Annotated in this window: 15 protein-coding genes; 4 read left to right on the top strand and 11 right to left on the bottom strand. The window is 62.6% G+C overall.

Going from position 1 to position 15,996, the window contains the following annotated elements; all coding sequences use genetic code 11:
• Positions 1 to 66 precede the first annotated feature (66 nt).
• On the bottom strand, positions 67 to 1,326 hold the full coding sequence (rho, locus tag AC0ZZU_RS07155) for a transcription termination factor Rho (RefSeq protein WP_023532437.1): 1,260 nt from the start codon (positions 1,324 to 1,326) through the stop codon (positions 67 to 69).
• Between the two features lie 229 nt (positions 1,327 to 1,555).
• Positions 1,556 to 1,885, bottom strand: a complete 330-nt coding sequence (gene trxA, locus AC0ZZU_RS07150) for a thioredoxin TrxA (protein WP_136478672.1) — start codon at positions 1,883 to 1,885, stop codon at positions 1,556 to 1,558.
• Positions 1,886 to 2,127: 242 nt separating this feature from the next.
• On the opposite strand from trxA, the gene ppx reads away from it, so the two are divergent.
• Positions 2,128 to 3,630: an exopolyphosphatase gene (gene ppx, locus AC0ZZU_RS07145; protein WP_476339822.1), complete on the top strand. Its 1,503-nt coding sequence runs from the start codon at positions 2,128 to 2,130 to the stop codon at positions 3,628 to 3,630.
• On the opposite strand, the gene ppk1 is transcribed toward ppx, so the two are convergent.
• Both ppk1 and hemB read right to left on the bottom strand, forming a co-directional pair.
• Positions 3,617 to 5,848 (bottom strand): polyphosphate kinase 1, encoded by a 2,232-nt coding sequence (gene ppk1, locus AC0ZZU_RS07140; protein WP_476339821.1) that lies wholly within the window; start codon positions 5,846 to 5,848, stop codon positions 3,617 to 3,619. The two genes, ppx and ppk1, sit on opposite strands and share 14 nt — an antisense overlap.
• Positions 5,849 to 5,867: 19 nt before the next feature.
• Positions 5,868 to 6,878: a porphobilinogen synthase gene (gene hemB / locus AC0ZZU_RS07135; RefSeq protein WP_476339820.1), complete on the bottom strand. Its 1,011-nt coding sequence runs from the start codon at positions 6,876 to 6,878 to the stop codon at positions 5,868 to 5,870.
• Positions 6,879 to 7,084: 206 nt separating this feature from the next.
• Here hemB and AC0ZZU_RS07130 point away from each other — a divergent pair, with 206 nt between their 5' ends.
• Together AC0ZZU_RS07130 and elbB are read left to right on the top strand one after the other, a co-directional pair.
• A complete protein-coding gene (locus AC0ZZU_RS07130; protein ID WP_476339819.1) occupies positions 7,085 to 7,711 on the top strand; it encodes a DedA family protein in 627 nt (208 codons plus the stop codon).
• A gap of 73 nt (positions 7,712 to 7,784) precedes the next feature.
• The gene (gene elbB / locus AC0ZZU_RS07125; protein ID WP_476339818.1) at positions 7,785 to 8,450 is read left to right on the top strand and encodes an isoprenoid biosynthesis glyoxalase ElbB; all 666 of its coding nucleotides are present in this window, start codon (positions 7,785 to 7,787) and stop codon (positions 8,448 to 8,450) included.
• A gap of 42 nt (positions 8,451 to 8,492) precedes the next feature.
• On the opposite strand, the gene AC0ZZU_RS07120 is transcribed toward elbB, so the two are convergent.
• On the bottom strand, positions 8,493 to 8,954 hold the full coding sequence (locus tag AC0ZZU_RS07120) for a YaiI/YqxD family protein (RefSeq protein WP_476339817.1): 462 nt from the start codon (positions 8,952 to 8,954) through the stop codon (positions 8,493 to 8,495).
• Between the two features lie 100 nt (positions 8,955 to 9,054).
• Positions 9,055 to 9,243, bottom strand: coding sequence for a DUF3077 domain-containing protein (locus AC0ZZU_RS07115; RefSeq protein ID WP_476339816.1), 189 nt, complete (start codon positions 9,241 to 9,243; stop codon positions 9,055 to 9,057).
• 558 nt (positions 9,244 to 9,801) lie between these two features.
• On the opposite strand from AC0ZZU_RS07115, the gene AC0ZZU_RS07110 reads away from it, so the two are divergent.
• Positions 9,802 to 10,770 carry an RHS repeat-associated core domain-containing protein gene (locus AC0ZZU_RS07110; RefSeq protein ID WP_476339815.1) on the top strand — a complete coding sequence of 323 codons (969 nt, stop codon included), beginning with the start codon at positions 9,802 to 9,804 and terminating at the stop codon, positions 10,768 to 10,770.
• An 81-nt stretch (positions 10,771 to 10,851) separates the two neighbouring features.
• Here the strand turns inward: AC0ZZU_RS07110 and AC0ZZU_RS07105 are convergent, their stop codons facing one another.
• Genes AC0ZZU_RS07105 through AC0ZZU_RS07085 form a run of 5 tightly spaced genes read right to left on the bottom strand, consistent with a single transcriptional unit; the run spans position 10,852 to position 15,926 of the window.
• Positions 10,852 to 12,309, bottom strand: coding sequence for an efflux transporter outer membrane subunit (locus tag AC0ZZU_RS07105; protein ID WP_476339814.1), 1,458 nt, complete (start codon positions 12,307 to 12,309; stop codon positions 10,852 to 10,854).
• The gene (locus tag AC0ZZU_RS07100) at positions 12,306 to 13,181 is read right to left on the bottom strand and encodes an efflux RND transporter periplasmic adaptor subunit (protein ID WP_476339813.1); all 876 of its coding nucleotides are present in this window, start codon (positions 13,179 to 13,181) and stop codon (positions 12,306 to 12,308) included. Before AC0ZZU_RS07100 ends, AC0ZZU_RS07105 begins: the two co-directional genes overlap by 4 nt.
• Complete coding sequence (locus AC0ZZU_RS07095; protein ID WP_476339812.1) at positions 13,178 to 13,390, bottom strand: DUF1656 domain-containing protein; 213 nt, start codon at positions 13,388 to 13,390, stop codon at positions 13,178 to 13,180. The genes AC0ZZU_RS07100 and AC0ZZU_RS07095 overlap by 4 nt, the downstream gene beginning before the upstream one ends.
• Positions 13,387 to 15,477, bottom strand: a complete 2,091-nt coding sequence (locus AC0ZZU_RS07090; RefSeq protein WP_476339811.1) for an FUSC family protein — start codon at positions 15,475 to 15,477, stop codon at positions 13,387 to 13,389. The genes AC0ZZU_RS07095 and AC0ZZU_RS07090 overlap by 4 nt, the downstream gene beginning before the upstream one ends.
• A complete protein-coding gene (locus tag AC0ZZU_RS07085; protein ID WP_476339810.1) occupies positions 15,474 to 15,926 on the bottom strand; it encodes a MarR family winged helix-turn-helix transcriptional regulator in 453 nt (150 codons plus the stop codon). The genes AC0ZZU_RS07090 and AC0ZZU_RS07085 overlap by 4 nt, the downstream gene beginning before the upstream one ends.
• Between the last annotated feature and the right edge of the window lie 70 nt (positions 15,927 to 15,996).

Raw genomic sequence — 15,996 nt, 5'->3', positions numbered from 1 at the left:
TAGGAAATTGGCAAAGTCCAGACAGCAAAAAGCCGGGTCGCCCCGGCCTTTGCGTACAACGTGACCTTACTTGCGCTTCATCGACAAGAAGAACTCGTCGTTGGTCTTGGTCTGCTTCAACTTGTCGACCAGGAACTCGATGGCGGCGATCTCGTCCATCGGGTGCAGCAGCTTGCGTAGAATCCACATGCGCTGCAGTTCGTCGTCGGCCGTCAGCAACTCTTCGCGGCGGGTACCGGAGCGGTTGATGTTGATGGCAGGGAACACACGCTTTTCCGCAATGCGGCGGTCCAGCGGCAGTTCCATGTTGCCCGTGCCCTTGAACTCTTCGTAGATCACTTCGTCCATCTTCGAGCCGGTTTCGACCAGCGCGGTGGCGATGATGGTCAGCGAACCGCCTTCCTCGATGTTACGCGCGGCACCGAAGAAGCGCTTCGGTTTCTCGAGAGCATGGGCGTCGACACCGCCGGTGAGTACCTTGCCGGAGCTCGGGATCACGGTGTTGTAGGCGCGGGCCAGACGGGTGATCGAGTCGAGCAGGATGACCACGTCCTTCTTGTGCTCGACCAGGCGCTTGGCCTTCTCGATGACCATTTCGGCCACTTGCACGTGACGGGTCGGCGGCTCGTCGAAAGTCGAGGCGACCACTTCGCCGCGCACGGTGCGCTGCATCTCGGTCACTTCTTCCGGGCGCTCGTCGATCAGCAGGACGATCAGGTGGCACTCGGGATTGTTACGGGTGATGTTGGCCGCGATGTTCTGCAGCATGATGGTCTTGCCCGCTTTCGGCGGGGCGACGATCAGGCCGCGCTGGCCCTTGCCGATCGGGGCACACAGGTCGATCACACGACCGGTGAGGTCTTCGGTGGAACCGTTGCCGGCTTCCATCTTCAGGCGCTTGTTCGGGAACAGCGGCGTGAGGTTTTCGAAGAGGATCTTGTTCTTCGCGTTTTCCGGACGGTCGAAGTTGATGGTGTCGACCTTGAGCAGCGCGAAGTAACGCTCGCCTTCCTTCGGAGGGCGGATCTTGCCGACGATGGTGTCGCCGGTGCGCAGGTTGAAGCGACGGATCTGGCTTGGAGAGACGTAGATATCGTCAGGGCCGGCCAGGTACGAGGCATCGGCGGAGCGCAGGAAACCGAAACCGTCCTGGAGAATCTCCAGCACGCCGTCACCGGAGATCTCCTCGCCGCTTTTGGCATGCTTTTTCAACAGGGAGAAAATCACATCTTGCTTGCGCGAACGGGCCATATTTTCTATGCCCATCTGTTCGGCCATTTCGAGCAGATCGGTAATCGGCTTTTGCTTGAGTTCAGTTAGGTTCATATGGGAAGTGACGTAATCATGTAAGAAGGGAGAATTAAGCTTCTGGCTTAATGAAGCCGCGCCGCAGAGAAGGCGAAAGGATCGCGTGCTGATTCTAATTGGGGGTGCGTCGGCGACGGCGTGCAGGGGGCACTGGAGAAGCAGTGCGAGGCCGAATGTAACACCTGCTTTTTCCGGCGTCTAGTCACCGGATAAAGAAAAGCCCCGGCGAATGCGGGGCTTTTTTTGCTCAGATATTGGCGTCCAGGAAGGCCGCCAACTGAGACTTGGACAGTGCGCCGACCTTGGTGGCCTCGACGTTGCCGTTCTTGAACAGCATCAGCGTCGGGATGCCACGCACGCCGTGCTTGGCCGGGGTTTCCTGGTTCTCGTCGATGTTCAGCTTGGCGACGGTCAGTTTACCCTGGTAGGTAGCGGCGATATCGTCCAGTACTGGCGCGATCATCTTGCAAGGGCCGCACCATTCAGCCCAGTAGTCGACCAGTACCGGGCCTTCGGCCTTCAGTACGTCGGCTTCGAAGCTGGCGTCGGTGACGTGTTTGATAAGATCGCTGCTCATGGAAGTCTCCAGGTCGTAAGCAAAAAAACGTTGCCCATCATAGCTGCACCCGCGTCCTACAGGAAGTCAGGACCGATTGAGTGTAACTATAGTTGTGCGTGAGGTTCCAAATCGATGCTGTCACAGGAAAGTGACAGGCTTGTCCGCCACTTGCCCTTGATCAAGCCATGTGATGCTGTGCGTTGGCGCGCGCAGTGGAACATGGCAGGATTGCCGGGTAATCGACCGAGAACACCGAGATCATGCCGCATACCTCCGCGAAGAACCTGTCCCTGATCGCAGCCATCGACCTTGGCTCCAACAGCTTCCACATGGTGGTGGCCAAGGCCCATCACACCGAGATACGCATCCTCGAGCGGCTGGGGGAAAAGGTTCAGCTGGCCGCCGGCATCAACGAAGACCGCCTGCTCAGCGAAGATTCCATGCAGCGGGGCCTGGACTGCCTCAAGCGCTTCGCCCAGCTGATCAACGGCATGCCCCCTGGGTCGGTGCGCATCGTCGGCACCAATGCCCTGCGTGAGGCGCGCAACCGTGGCGAGTTCATCCGTCGTGCCGAGGCCATCCTCGGCCATCCAGTGGAGGTCATTTCCGGTCGCGAGGAAGCCCGCCTGATCTACCTGGGGGTGTCCCATACCCTGGCGGACACCCCTGGCAAACGCCTGGTGGCTGACATCGGAGGCGGGAGTACCGAATTCATCATTGGCCAGCGCTTCGAGCCCTTGTTGCGCGAGAGCCTGCAGATGGGCTGCGTGAGCTACACCCAGCGTTATTTCCGCGACGGCAAGATCACGCCGGCGCGCTATGCCCAGGCCTACACCGCTGCACGTCTTGAGCTGATGAGCATCGAGAACGCGCTGCACCGCCTGGGCTGGGACGAGGCCATCGGTTCGTCCGGCACTATCCGGGCCATTGGCCAGGCGCTGAAATCCGGCGGCATGGGCAATGGCGAAGTCAACGCCGAGGGCCTGGCCTGGCTCAAGCGCAAGTTGTTCAAGCTTGGCGAGACCGACAAGATCGACTTCGACGGCGTCAAGCCAGACCGCCGCGCCATCTTCCCTGCGGGTCTGGCGATTCTGGAGGCGATTTTCGACGCGCTGGAGCCGGCTCGCATGGACCACTGCGACGGCGCGCTTCGCGAAGGCGTGTTGTACGACCTGCTGGGCCGCCATCACCACGAAGACGTGCGCGAGCGCACACTCTCCTCGCTGATGGAACGCTACCATGTCGACCAGGGCCAGGCGGCCCGTGTCGAACGCAAGGCGCTGCACGCCTTCGACCAGGTAGCCAAGGACTGGGGGCTCGAGGAAGGTATCTGGCGCGAGTTGCTGGGCTGGGCCGCCAAGGTGCATGAAGTGGGCCTGGACATCGCCCACTATCACTACCACAAGCATGGCGCCTACCTGATCGAGCACTCCGACCTGTCGGGCTTCTCCCGTGAAGACCAGCTGATGCTGGCGCTTCTGGTGCGCGGCCACCGGCGCAACATTCCCAAGGACAAGTTCGCCGACTTCGGCAAGGACGGGGTCAAGCTGATCCGCCTGTGCGTGCTGCTGCGCTTCGCGATCCTGTTCCACCACATCCGTGGCACCCAGGAGATGCCCGCGGTCGTGCTGCATGCCGCGGATGGCAGCCTGGACGTGGAATTCCCCTCGGGCTGGCTGGAACAGAACCAGCTGACCCAGGCCGACTTCGCCATCGAGGCAGAGTGGCTGGCCCGGGTCGGCTTCGTCCTCAGCGTACGCTGAGCACCGGATTGCTCAGGCGCTCGAGCAGAGTGGCCTGGGCACTGCGCGGGTTCTGGTTGCCGGTCGGCGTGCTGCGCACGTAGCGGCCGTCCGCCTGCAGGATCCAGGCATGGGTATTGTCGGTCAGGTAGCTTTCCAGCTCCTTCTTGACCCGCAGCAGCAGCTTCTTGCCATCGACCGGGAAGCAGGTCTCGACACGCTTGTCGAGATTGCGCTCCATCCAGTCGGCACTCGACAGGTAGATCTGTTCTTCCCCGCCATTGAGGAAGTAGAACGCCCGGGTGTGTTCCAGGAAGCGGCCGATGATCGAACGCACGTGGATGTTGTGCGATACCCCCGCAATACCCGGCCGCAGGCAGCACATGCCGCGCACGATCAGGTCGATGCGCACGCCTGACTGGCTGGCCTTGTACAACGCGCGGATGATCTTGGCATCGGTCAGCGAGTTGAACTTGGCAATGATGTGGGCTGGCTTGCCGTCCAGCGCGAACTGGGTCTCCCGGGCGATCATGTCGAGCATGCCCTTCTTCAGGGTGAACGGCGCATGCAGCAGCTTCTTCATGCGCAGCGTCTTGCCCATGCCGATCAGCTGGCTGAACAGCTTGCCAACGTCTTCACAAAGCGCGTCGTCGGACGTCAGCAGGCTGTAGTCGGTGTACAGGCGCGCGTTGCCGGCATGGTAGTTACCGGTGCCAACGTGCGCGTAGCGAACGATCTCCCCGGCCTCGCGACGCAGGATCAGCATCATCTTGGCGTGTGTCTTGAAGCCCACCACCCCGTAGATCACCACCGCGCCTGCCGCTTGCAGGCGGCTGGCCATCTGCAGGTTGGACTCTTCATCGAAGCGCGCGCGCAGCTCGATCACCGCGGTGACCTCCTTGCCGTTACGCGCGGCGTCGACCAGGGCGTCGACGATCTCCGAGTTGGCACCGCTGCGGTACAGGGTCTGGCGTACCGCAAGCACGTGCGGGTCCTTGGCGGCCTGGCGCAGCAGGTCGACCACCGGGGTGAACGACTCGAAGGGGTGCATGAGCAGGATGTCCTGCTTGCTCACCACGCTGAAGATGTTGTCGGCGTTCTGCAGCAGCTTGGGAATGTGCGGGGTGAACGGGGTGTATTGCAGCTCCGGGTGGCTGTCCAGGCTTGTAATGCTGAACAGCCGGGTCAGGTTGACCGGACCTTTCACCTGGTAGAGTTCGCTTTCGCTCAGGTTGAACTGCTTGAGCAGGTAGTCAGAGAGCTGTTTCGGGCAGGTGTCGGCCACTTCCAGACGTACCGCATCGCCATAGCGCCGCGAGAACAGCTCCCCGCGCAGTGCGCGGGCGAGGTCTTCCACGTCTTCGGAGTCCAGCGCCAGGTCGGCGTTACGGGTCAGGCGGAACTGGTAGCAGCCCTTTACCTTCATGCCCTGGAACAGGTCATCGGCGTGGGCGTGGATCATCGACGACAGGAACACGTAGTTGTCGCCAGGTCCACCTACCTCTTCCGGCACGCGGATGACCCGCGGCAGCAGGCGCGGCGCCGGGATGATCGCCAGGCCCGAGTCGCGGCCGAAGGCGTCGACGCCTTCGAGCTCGACAATGAAGTTCAGGCTCTTGTTGACCAGCAACGGGAATGGGTGGGTCGGATCGAGGCCGATCGGGGTGATGATCGGCGCGATCTCGTCGCGGAAATAGCGGCGCACCCAGGTCTTGAGCTTCTGTGTCCAGTGGCGGCGACGAATGAAGCGGATCTGGTGCTTCTCAAGCTCCGGCAACAGCACATCATTGAGAATCGCGTACTGGCGATCGACCTCGATGTGCACCAGGTCGCTGATACGCGCCAGCGCCTGGTGCGGCTGCAGGCCGTCGGCGCCGGCCTGTTCACGGGCAAAGGTAATCTGCTTCTTCAGGCCCGCCACGCGAATCTCGAAGAACTCATCCAGGTTGCTGGAGAAGATCAGCAGGAATTTCAGGCGTTCGAGCAGCGGGTAGTTCTCGTCCAGCGCCTGTTCAAGCACGCGGATGTTGAACTGCAACTGCGACAGCTCGCGATGAATGTACAGGCTGCTGTCGTCCAGGCTTGGAATGGCAATCGCCGGCGCCGGCAATGGCGCAGGCGCAGGCGTCTCCACCAGCGGCTCAGGCACCACCGGCAGGTCGGGCGGCGTTTGCACCAGTTGCTCGGGCACAGGTTGAGCGTCCTTGATCTCGACAGGGGTTAGCACTTCGTTATTCATCTGGCAGTCCTGAAGGGCGTTACTGCCCTCTCATCAATTGGGCGGCACGAACGGCGAAATAGGTGAGGATGCCATCGGCCCCTGCCCGCTTGAAAGCGGTCAACGACTCGAGGATGACAGCCTCGCTGAGCCAGCCATTCTGGATGGCGGCCATGTGCATGGCATATTCGCCGCTCACCTGATAGACAAAGGTCGGGACCTTGAACTCGGTCTTCACCCGATGGACGATGTCCAGGTAAGGCATGCCCGGCTTGACCATGACCATGTCCGCGCCTTCGGCGAGGTCGGTGGCCACTTCATGCAGGGCTTCGTCGCTGTTGGCCGGGTCCATCTGGTAGGAAGCCTTGTTGGCCTTGCCCAGGTTCAGGGCCGAGCCTACAGCATCGCGGAAGGGACCGTAGTAGGCGCTGGCGTACTTGGCCGAATAGGCCATGATCCGCACGTTGACGTGCCCGGCCAGCTCCAGCGCTTCACGGATGGCCTGCAGGCGGCCGTCCATCATGTCCGAAGGGGCAACCACCTGGGCGCCAGCGTCGGCATGGGAAAGGGCCTGGCGCACCAGCGCGTCGACGGTAACGTCATTCTGCACGTAACCCTCTTCGTCGAGGATACCGTCCTGCCCGTGGGTGGTGAACGGGTCCAGGGCGACGTCGGTGATCACCCCCAGCGCCGGGAAACGGTCGCGCAGGGCACGGGTAGCACGCTGGGCAATACCCTCTGGGTTCCACGCCTCGGCGCCGTCCAGGGTCTTTTTCTCGACCGGGGTGACCGGGAACAGTGCAAGCGCCGGGATGCCCAGCTCGACCCAACCCTGCGCAGCTTCGAGCAGCAGGTCGATGGACAGGCGCTCGACACCAGGCATCGAAGGCACTTCCTCACGGCGGTTCTCGCCGTCCAGCACGAACACCGGAAGGATCAGGTCGTCGACGGTCAGTACGTTTTCGCGAACCAGGCGACGGGAAAAATCATCACGGCGGTTGCGACGCAGACGGGTTGCAGGAAACAAACGGTTAGCGGGGGTAAAGCTCACGGCGGACTCCTGAGCTCGCGCAGGCAGGCGAGCGCGACAGTTATAAGCGGCCATTATGACGCCTGTGTGACAGGCAAGGGCAACCCTGCGACTTGTGGACGCAGCATTGTCGTTGTAGGAAATGTTCACGTCGAGACACATTTGGACACTTTCCCCGACGCGCGTGAAGCGGTAGGCTGCGCGTTCATTTCGCCAGCACCCTCAACATGCTTCAACAATTCCTGCAAGATTTCGGCTACTTTGCCCTTTTTCTCGGCACGTTTTTTGAAGGCGAGACCATCCTTGTTCTCGCAGGCTTTCTAGCGTTCCGTGGATACATGGACATCAACTTTGTCGTGCTGGTGGCATTCTTCGGCAGCTACGCCGGTGATCAGCTCTGGTACTTCATGGGGCGTCGTCACGGCCGTGCCTTGCTGGCACGCAAGCCGCGCTGGCAGTTGATGGGTGACCGCGCCCTGGAGCACATCCGCCGCCATCCCGACATCTGGGTGCTGAGCTTCCGCTTTGTCTATGGCCTGCGCACGGTCATGCCCGTGGCGATCGGCTTGTCTGGCTACCCGCCTCGGCGCTACCTGCTGCTCAACGGCATCGGTGCGGCGGTCTGGGCCCTGGCGCTGGGCGCTGCGGCCTATCACTTCGGCGCGATCCTCGAAGGCCTGTTGGGCAATGTGAAAAAGTACGAGCTTTGGGTGCTTGGCGGGCTGTTGCTGCTAGGCGGCCTGCTGTGGCTGCGTCGACGCTTCAAGGCAGCCCGCGTGGCGCGCAAGGAAGCGGCGGATGCCCAAGCCGAGCAGGCCCGCCTGAATGCCGAGCCGCGTGACCCGCACCTTTGAATGAACACCCCGCCCTGATAGCGCTCCAACGACAAAGAGCGCATCAGATGCCTTCCACACGGGAGTTGTGAACATGATCAAAAAAGTTGCGGTGATTCTTTCAGGCTGTGGCGTCTATGACGGCGCCGAGATCCACGAGAGCGTGATCACCTTGCTGCGCCTTGACCAGCGTGGCGCCCAGGTTCAGTGCTTCGCGCCCAACATTGCGCAGATGCACGTGGTCGATCACTTCAGCGGTGAAGAAATGCCCGAATCGCGCAACGTGCTGGTCGAGTCGGCGCGCATTGCCCGCGGCAACATCAAGGATCTGCGCGAAGCCGATGCCGGGGATTTCGATGCACTGATCGTCCCTGGCGGATTTGGCTCGGCCAAGAATCTTTCCAACTTTGCGGTAGAAGGTGCCAACTGCACTGTGCACCCTGACGTGCTGAAGCTTGCCGAGGCTTTCGCCGAAGCGGGCAAGCCGGTCGGCCTTATCTGCATTTCGCCGGCCCTGGCGGCCAAGATCTATGGCCCGGGCGTTGTCTGCACTATCGGCAACGATGCAGATACCAGCGCTGCCGTGGTCAAGATGGGCGGCACCCATGAAGAGTGCGATGTGCACGATATCGTTGAAGATACGCAGCGCAAGCTGGTGACCACCCCGGCGTACATGCTGGCCACCTCCATCAGCGAAGCGGCCGGCGGGATCTACAAGCTGGTGGACCGGGTGCTGGAACTGACCCACGAGAACGACTGATTCCTGAAGCTTGCGCTGTACCATCACGGTACAGCGCCGATTTCAGGGATGCGCCTGCCGCGCCAGCCGTGTCAATATCCGGTCCAGGCTATTGGCAAACGCCTGCTTCTCCTTGTCACCATAAGACGCCTGCCCTCCTCCAACCTGCCCCTGCTCGCGAAGCTCGGTAAACAGGTTGCGCACCGCCAGCCGGTCCCCCATGTTGCGCTCATCGAATTCCCTCCCGCGCGGGTCCAGTGCGGCCACGCCTTTCTTGACCAGCCGGTCGGCCAGCGGCACGTCGCTGCAGATCACCAGCTCACCGGGCAATGCATGCTCGACCAGATAATCATCCGCGGCATCGGGCCCCGCCGGAACCACGATCAGCTTCACGCAGGCGAACGCCGGCTTGGCCTGCGGTTGCCCGGCAACCATCAGCACGTCCAGCTGGCGCTTGAGGGCGAACTTCACCACCTGATCCCTGGCCTGCCGGGGGCAGGCGTCGGCATCGATCCATACGCGCATGGGCATTCTTCTTCGGGAAAAAATCGGGTTGCCATTATCCCCTTCCATCCGGCTGGCTTCAAATTAGCGGCGATTTGGATGATGGCAAAAACGAGATTCCCTACGCACTTTGCCAGCGCTTACGTGCCCACTCGAGCGCTTCATCAACCGCTTCGGAGACCTCTGCCTCACCCAGACCAAAAGGTTTCTCCATCTCCGCTTCCTCGGTCGGGTGCCTGATGCAGCCCGGGAGCACGGACAGCTCCTGGAAGGCGTGATCGAAGGGAATGTCCGGCCGGATCTGGAACAACTCCGAGAAGGGTTCGCCACCGGAGAAATTTGGTGATGAGCTTGAAGGGTGGATCGGGGACGATTTTCTTCATTGTGGAGCTCCCGTATACAAATTGAGAACTGCCTTCCTCCTCGTCTCACGGAATTGGGTGGCAGTCGTACGCGGGGTGAGACCCGGGTCATACGGGTAACCCGGCCAGGCCGAAACCTGCCCGCGCACGACCGCCATAAAGCGGGGCTACCGTATAGAACCAGGTGTCTCACGCCCGATCGCCCAAACAGGCGACTCGACGACCTTAGCCCTGAGGCATTTCCCAGACAACATGGAAGCTTCCGAAGACTGCGTAGGATACTTCCCAAGCTACGCCCGATAGAAGACCCGGGGCGCCAGCTTCGGAAAACCCCTACATAGTTTACAGACTGCTGTCCGAGCCTTTCCGGCACTTGCCTGCAACGCCCAGCCCTCCGCAAATCCGCAGCTGCTGGCATTTCTACCCGTTGCGCCTCCGCCTTGGTGAGCAGCACGCTCCTGACAAGCGCTGCCCACGTCAGCCTTGTCCCGAGGAGGAACTTACGCATGAGCAAAGAATTGAACACTACCCTGCACTTCTACCAGGGCGACCATGTGCACACGGTAATCAACTGCGATACAAGCCACACCCTGCTTAAACAGCAGCAACAGCCATTGGCTGAACTTGTGCTCGATAATGAAAAAGCAGGGGCCGCGCTGCTGAAAGCAGATCTCTTGGGCTCGGTGACAGACGCCCAACAAAAAGACGACCTGCGATCGTTCAGGTATACCGCGTTCGGCCATGATCCTGCCGATAATACCTCCCAGGTTGTGACAGGTTTCACCGGAGAGTCACGGGACTCACGTACGGGCTGTTACTTGCTGGGCAACGGATACCGCACCTACCACCCGGTACTCATGCGCTTCGGCTCTGTCGATAGCCTGAGCCCGTTTGGCGAAGGGGGGATAAATGCTTATGCCTACTGTTCGGGGGATCCCATCAATTATCGAGATCCGAGTGGGCATGCGCCTGTCAGGCCTCCCCGGAAACCCATGAAAGCAACTCTAGAAAAAGTAAAGGGCGGCATATCCAAAGAACAAGCAAAAACCTCACATGGCCAGCGCTCAGAGCCGAAGCCGCAAATCTCAAAGCCTGTAGCTACTCAATGGCAGTTCACCGGCATGAAGAAGCCTGGCTATACGCTTAGTGAGGAGCACAATAGAGGGGCAAAAAAGTTAGCGGAGAAAGCCAGCGGCTTCACACCAAAAGAAAGAACGCCCTCGTGGAGTGATATCGCCAGTGCAGAACGTTGGAATACCAAGGATTTACCAAACCTCTCCAGAAGTATCAGCACCTATTTGGAATTGTCTCGATCCGGGGCAGCAAATCTTTCAACCTCGAGTAAGCGGCAAGAGTACATTGGGTATGTAATAATACGGAACTTCACCAAACCGCCAGGCCATTCCGATCAAAGCCTTACGAAAGTAGATTGCCAATTCCGAAGGGACTGGGTTCGGAGAATGACCCCCTTGTGAGCCACGCATATCGATGTGCACTGAGCACTATGCTGGCATCGTTGATGCCAGCGGGTGATATTGCTGTCGTGAGTGATAACGTCACTTGGATTGATGTGAGGATGTGAGGCCTTGCGCCGACTGTCTGTCTATCGCCTGCTCCCATCCCCCACCCAACGCCAGGAACAACCCAACCTGCCCCATCGCCACCTGCGTGTTCGCCGTCGCCAGTTGCCCACGCATATCGGTGTACACCCGGGTAGCCTGCAAGTCGGCCAGGAACGACTCGCGCCCAGCCTGGTAGAACCGGTGTGTCTGGTCCGCCGCTTCCTTGGCTGAGCGCTCGGCTTCGGCCAGGGCGTCGCGGCGGTCGAGCAAGGCCGCGTATTGCGCCAGGCGCGTCTGGGTTTCGCGGATGGCGTTGAGCACCACACCGTCGAAATGCGCCAGGGCGGCCTGGGTCGAGGCTTCGGCTTCGCGGATGCGGGCGCGGCTGCCGTTGGTGGGCACGGTCCAGCTCAGCATGGGCCCGAAACCCCAGCGGTTGGTCGAGGGCTCGCCGAGGTTGTCGAGCAGGCCAATTGTGCCGACCTGGGCGCCGATGCTGATGTCGGGATACAGCTGACCGGTGGCCACGCCAATGCTCGCGGTGGCGGCCGCAAGGCTACGTTCGGCCTGACGGATGTCGGGGCGGCGCTTGAGCAAGGCCGCACCGTCGCCCACAGGTATCACCTGGGCGATATGTGGCAGCTCGGCGCAATCCGCGGTGCCGGCGGGAAGCTGGTCGAGCGGCTTGGCCAACAGCATCGAGAGGGTGTACAGGCCAGCTTCACGCTCGGCCTGGAAGCGTGGCAGTTCGGCGCGCAGGGACTTGAACTGGGTCTGTGAGCGTGTCACCTGGGTCTCGTCGCCGCGCCCGGCATCGCGCAGGCGCTGGGTCAACCGCACGCCCTGCTCCTGCAGGTCGAGCGACTCGCGGGCGATGTGATATTCCTCGTTGGCCGAGCATACCTGGGTGTAGGCCTTGACCACATCGGCCACCAACGTGATGCGCGCGGTATCGGCAGCCGCCTGCACGGCATCGGCGTTGGACTGCGCCGCTTCGACCCCGCGCTTGAGCGTGCCCCACAGGTCGAACTGGTAGGACGCGCTGATCAGGGCTTCGCCGATGTTGCCCACCGGGACTTTCTCCGGCTGCAGGAACGCTTCGCCGGATTCCTGCAGGCGCTGCCCTGCGAGCTTCACGCCACCGTTGAAGCCTCCCTGGGCCTCGGCCTGCTCGACCTGGGCGCGGGCCCTGGCGATATTGGCGGCGGCCACGCGCAGTTCGGTATTGGCGCTCAGGGCCTGGCGCACCAGCGCATCAAGGCGCGGGTCCTGATACAGCCTCCACCAGTTGCCGGGCACGGGGGCAGAGACAACGCTGTCCGCGTCCTGGCGCAATGGGCCGCTCAGGTCGCCGCGCTGTACGGCAGCCTCTGCAGGCACCTCGTAGTTCGGGCCGACCATCTGGCAGGCACCCAGCGACAGGCTCAGCCCCAACAGCATCAGGCGCTTCATGGCCGTTGCCCCTCGACAATCGACACGGTCGCGGTACGCCCGGCGATCATCTGGAAGTCGGCCGGTACCTCGTCAAAGGCGATGCGCACTGGAATACGCTGGGCCAGGCGCACCCAGCTGAACGCCGGATTGACGTTGGGCAACAGGTTGGCGCCGCTGCTGCGGTCGCGGTCTTCGATGCCGGCGGCCATGCTCTGCACGTGACCGCGCAGGCGGGTGTTGTCGCCCATCACGCGGATGTCCACCGCATCGCCAACGCGGATGCCGCCCAGCTTGGTTTCTTCGAAATAGCCATCGACGTGATAGGACGCGCTGTCCACTACCGACAGTACCGCGCGCCCGGCGGTGACAAACTCATGGGCGCGGGGCGCGCGGTCGTTGAGGTAGCCGTCGACCGGGCTGCGGATCACCGAGCGGTCGAGGTTGAGCTGGGCGGCATCCACCGCCACCTGGGCCTCGTTCATCGCCGAGCGGGCGCGGGCTTCGCGGGACTGGCTTTCCTCGAGTTGCTCGGCGGCCACCAGGTTGCCCAGCTTGCGGTTGCGACGGGTCTCACGCTGCGCCTGGGCGAGGGTTTCCTGGCGCTCGGCCAAGGTCGCCTGGGCGTGGCGCAGGGCGAGGCTGAAGCGGTCCTGGTCGATGGTGAAGAGCACTTCGCCGCGCTTGATCACCTGGTTGTCGTGCACCTCGACCTTCTGGATCAGGCCCGACACGTCCGGGGCGATCTGGATCACGTCGGCGCGGATGTGACCATCTCGGGTCCAGGGTGCGAAGAGGTAGTAGACGACCATTTGCCAGACGAGCGCGGTCGCCAGGCTTACCACCAACAACGTCAGGACCACACGGCCCAGGGTCAACAAAGGTTTTTTCATGGCAGCATCAGGCTTCGGCAAAAGTGATCGACCACACCGAGCATCACGGCGTAGAGAGCAACGTTGAACAACGCCCGGTGCCAGACCAGGCGGTAGAAATGCAGGCGGGTGAGCACGGCATGCACCCCCAGGAACAGCAGGTAGGTGAAGACCATCATCACCAGCAGCGTGGGCAGGAATACCCCGCTGATATCCAGATCACCGATCACAGGGGCGCTCCGTCGATGCCGTGGGGCAAGTGCGGTTGTTGGTCGGATGGCTCCAGCACCACTTCAACGCCAGGCAGCAGCGCCAGGCGCAGGCCGCTGAGCGCGTGCAGCAGATGCACCCGTGCTTCTCCGCGATCGGTCATGTCGCTCATTGCCAGGGCCTGGCGTGCGCGCTCCATGTTGCGCAGCAGCGCGGGCGGGGCGTGCAGACGTTCGCGAGCGCGCAGGCAGGCGGCATAGTGATCGCCCACCTCGGCAACCACTGTCTCCAGCCGCTCACGCGCCTGCTGGCCAACGCGCGGGGTGTAGGCCAGCAGGTCGAGCAGGTTCAGGCCCACGCGCAAATCGCGCAGGGCCGCGCCGCTGTCCTGGCCAGTCATGGCCAGGCGTGGCACGTGCTGCATCAGGCGGTCGAGCATCTGCACGCCGACCTGGCGGTGCTCGGCCAGGGTCGCTGGCTGGGTCATCTCGACGATATCGCGCCAGCTGAAGCGGGTCAGGCGCTTGGCCGCCAGCTCCACGCCAAAGGGACGCAGCAGCAACGTCCAGATGAAGGCGAACAGCAGCCCCACGGGGCCGGCCAGGTTGGCGTTGATGAAGGTCAGGAAATCCGCATCGTAGGCGCCCTGGATACTGACGAAGGTCGCGGTGTTGACGATGGTCAGCAAGGTCCCAAGATAGAAACGCGGCTGCACGGTAAGGGTACCGACGCAGATGAAGGGCACGGCGAACGCCAATACCAGCATGGGGAAGTCATGCAGGTTGGGCAGCACGAAGAACAGGTAGAGGCTGGCGAAGATCACCGACAGCAGGGTCCAGAAGAAGAACCGGTAGATCTGCGGGGCCGGGTCGTCCATGGCCGCGAAAAAGCTGCAGGCAACTGCTGCCAGGATCACCGCGCTGCCACCATCGTTCCAGCCCAGGGCAATCCACAGGCCGCTGGCGACGATGATGGCGGTCACGGTGGAGAACACCGAGTAGAGCATCAGGCCCCGGTCGAAGAACGGCGTCAGCCGGCCCAGGCGCCAGTGGCGATAGACGGCGCGCCAAGGGGCCGGATCGTCCGTGCGCAAGGCGTGCTGAAGCGCACAGCAATCCTGCCAGAGATCGACCCACTCGGTCAGGCGATACAGGGCGTTCGAGAACAGCAGCTCGGCCCGGTCGTCCAGCGCGGCGGCACTGGGGTGCTGGTGTTCGAGCTGCTCGCGCAGCGCCGTCCAGCGGGCTATCGGGGCGTCTTCGACAGTCGCCTGCAGCCAGCCGCGGGCCTGGGCAAGCAGCGGCTGCAGCCGGGCGTACTGCGCCGGAGCGCGGCCTTCGAGGGCGAGCAAGGCATCGTCCAGGGCATCGACCACCGGCAGCAGGTGGATCATCCGGCCGCGCAGCTCGCGGGCGTTCTTGACCGTCTGCGGGCCGGCACCTTCGTGGGCGAGCTGGCCGATCATTGCTTCGAGGGAGTTGAAGGTAGCGACCATCGAGGCGCGCAGGCCACTGACCTGCTCGGGCGTCGCTTCGCGGGCAAGGTAGGTATCGCTGTAGCGGATGGCCTCGGCGAACCAGTTGCCGGTCGCGCCGACGACTACCGGCGCCAGGCGCCGTGGCCAGAAGATAGCGCCGACCACGGCGGCGCAGACGATGCCCAGGCAGATCTCTTGTGCCCGCGACGAGGCCACGTCGAATACCGCCAGGGGGTTGTCGACCACCGCCAGGGCGATCATCGGCAAGGTGTAGCCAGCGAGCATCAGTACATAGTTGTTGGCGGTACGCAGGTTGAGCGACAGGAACAGCAGCGTCCCGGTCCACAAGGCGATGGCGATGCTCAGCAACAGCGGCGCCTCCACCAGGGGCGGCACCAGGAAGATCGCCCCGCCCGCGCCAAGCAGCGTACCCAGCGCGCGATAGAGCGCCTTGGAGCTGGTCGGGCCGACGAAGGGGCTGGAGACGATGTACACCGTGGCCATGGCCCAGTAGGGACGCGGCAGCTGCATGAGCAGGGCGATGTACAGGGCGATCATGGACGCGGCGAACGTGCGAACGCCGTAGAACCAGTCGCGCGCAGGCGGCATCGAGCTGAAGAAGCCGTTCATGCTGGCCCGCCTGGTGTGCGCTGGACGGCCTCTTCGAAGGCGCGGATGACCCGCAGGGTCGCTTCAAGGTCGGCAGGGGCGATGCCCTGCAGCACCTCTCGGCGCAGGCGTACCAGTTCGCCTTCGATAGACTCGGCCAGCGCGCGGCCTTCGGCGGTGAGGCTCAGGGCTTTGGCACGGCGATCGCGCGGGTCTTCGCTGCGGCAGACAAAGCCTGCCCTGCACAACTGGTCGAGCAGACGGACCAGCGAAGGGCTTTCAAGACCAGCGGCCTGAGCCACTGCCACCTGGTGCACGCCATCGCCCAGGCGCACGATCATCAACAAAGGCACTGCACAAGCCTCGGAGATGCCGTAACGGGTAAGGGTCGCCTGGCAGATCCGCCGCCAGTGACGGGCAGCCGTGACCATGCCGCTGCTGATGTTCAGTTGCAATGCATCGAGGGTCATCTGGGGAACCGGGCATATTCATAGTTTGCTAACTATCTATAATACTGCCTCCCCTCCCCCCCGGCGTCAA

This window comes from Pseudomonas sp. JE3303, from assembly GCF_056312565.1.
Note: the sequence above shows the minus strand (reverse complement) of the source record. Positions and strands in the feature narration are given on the sequence as shown.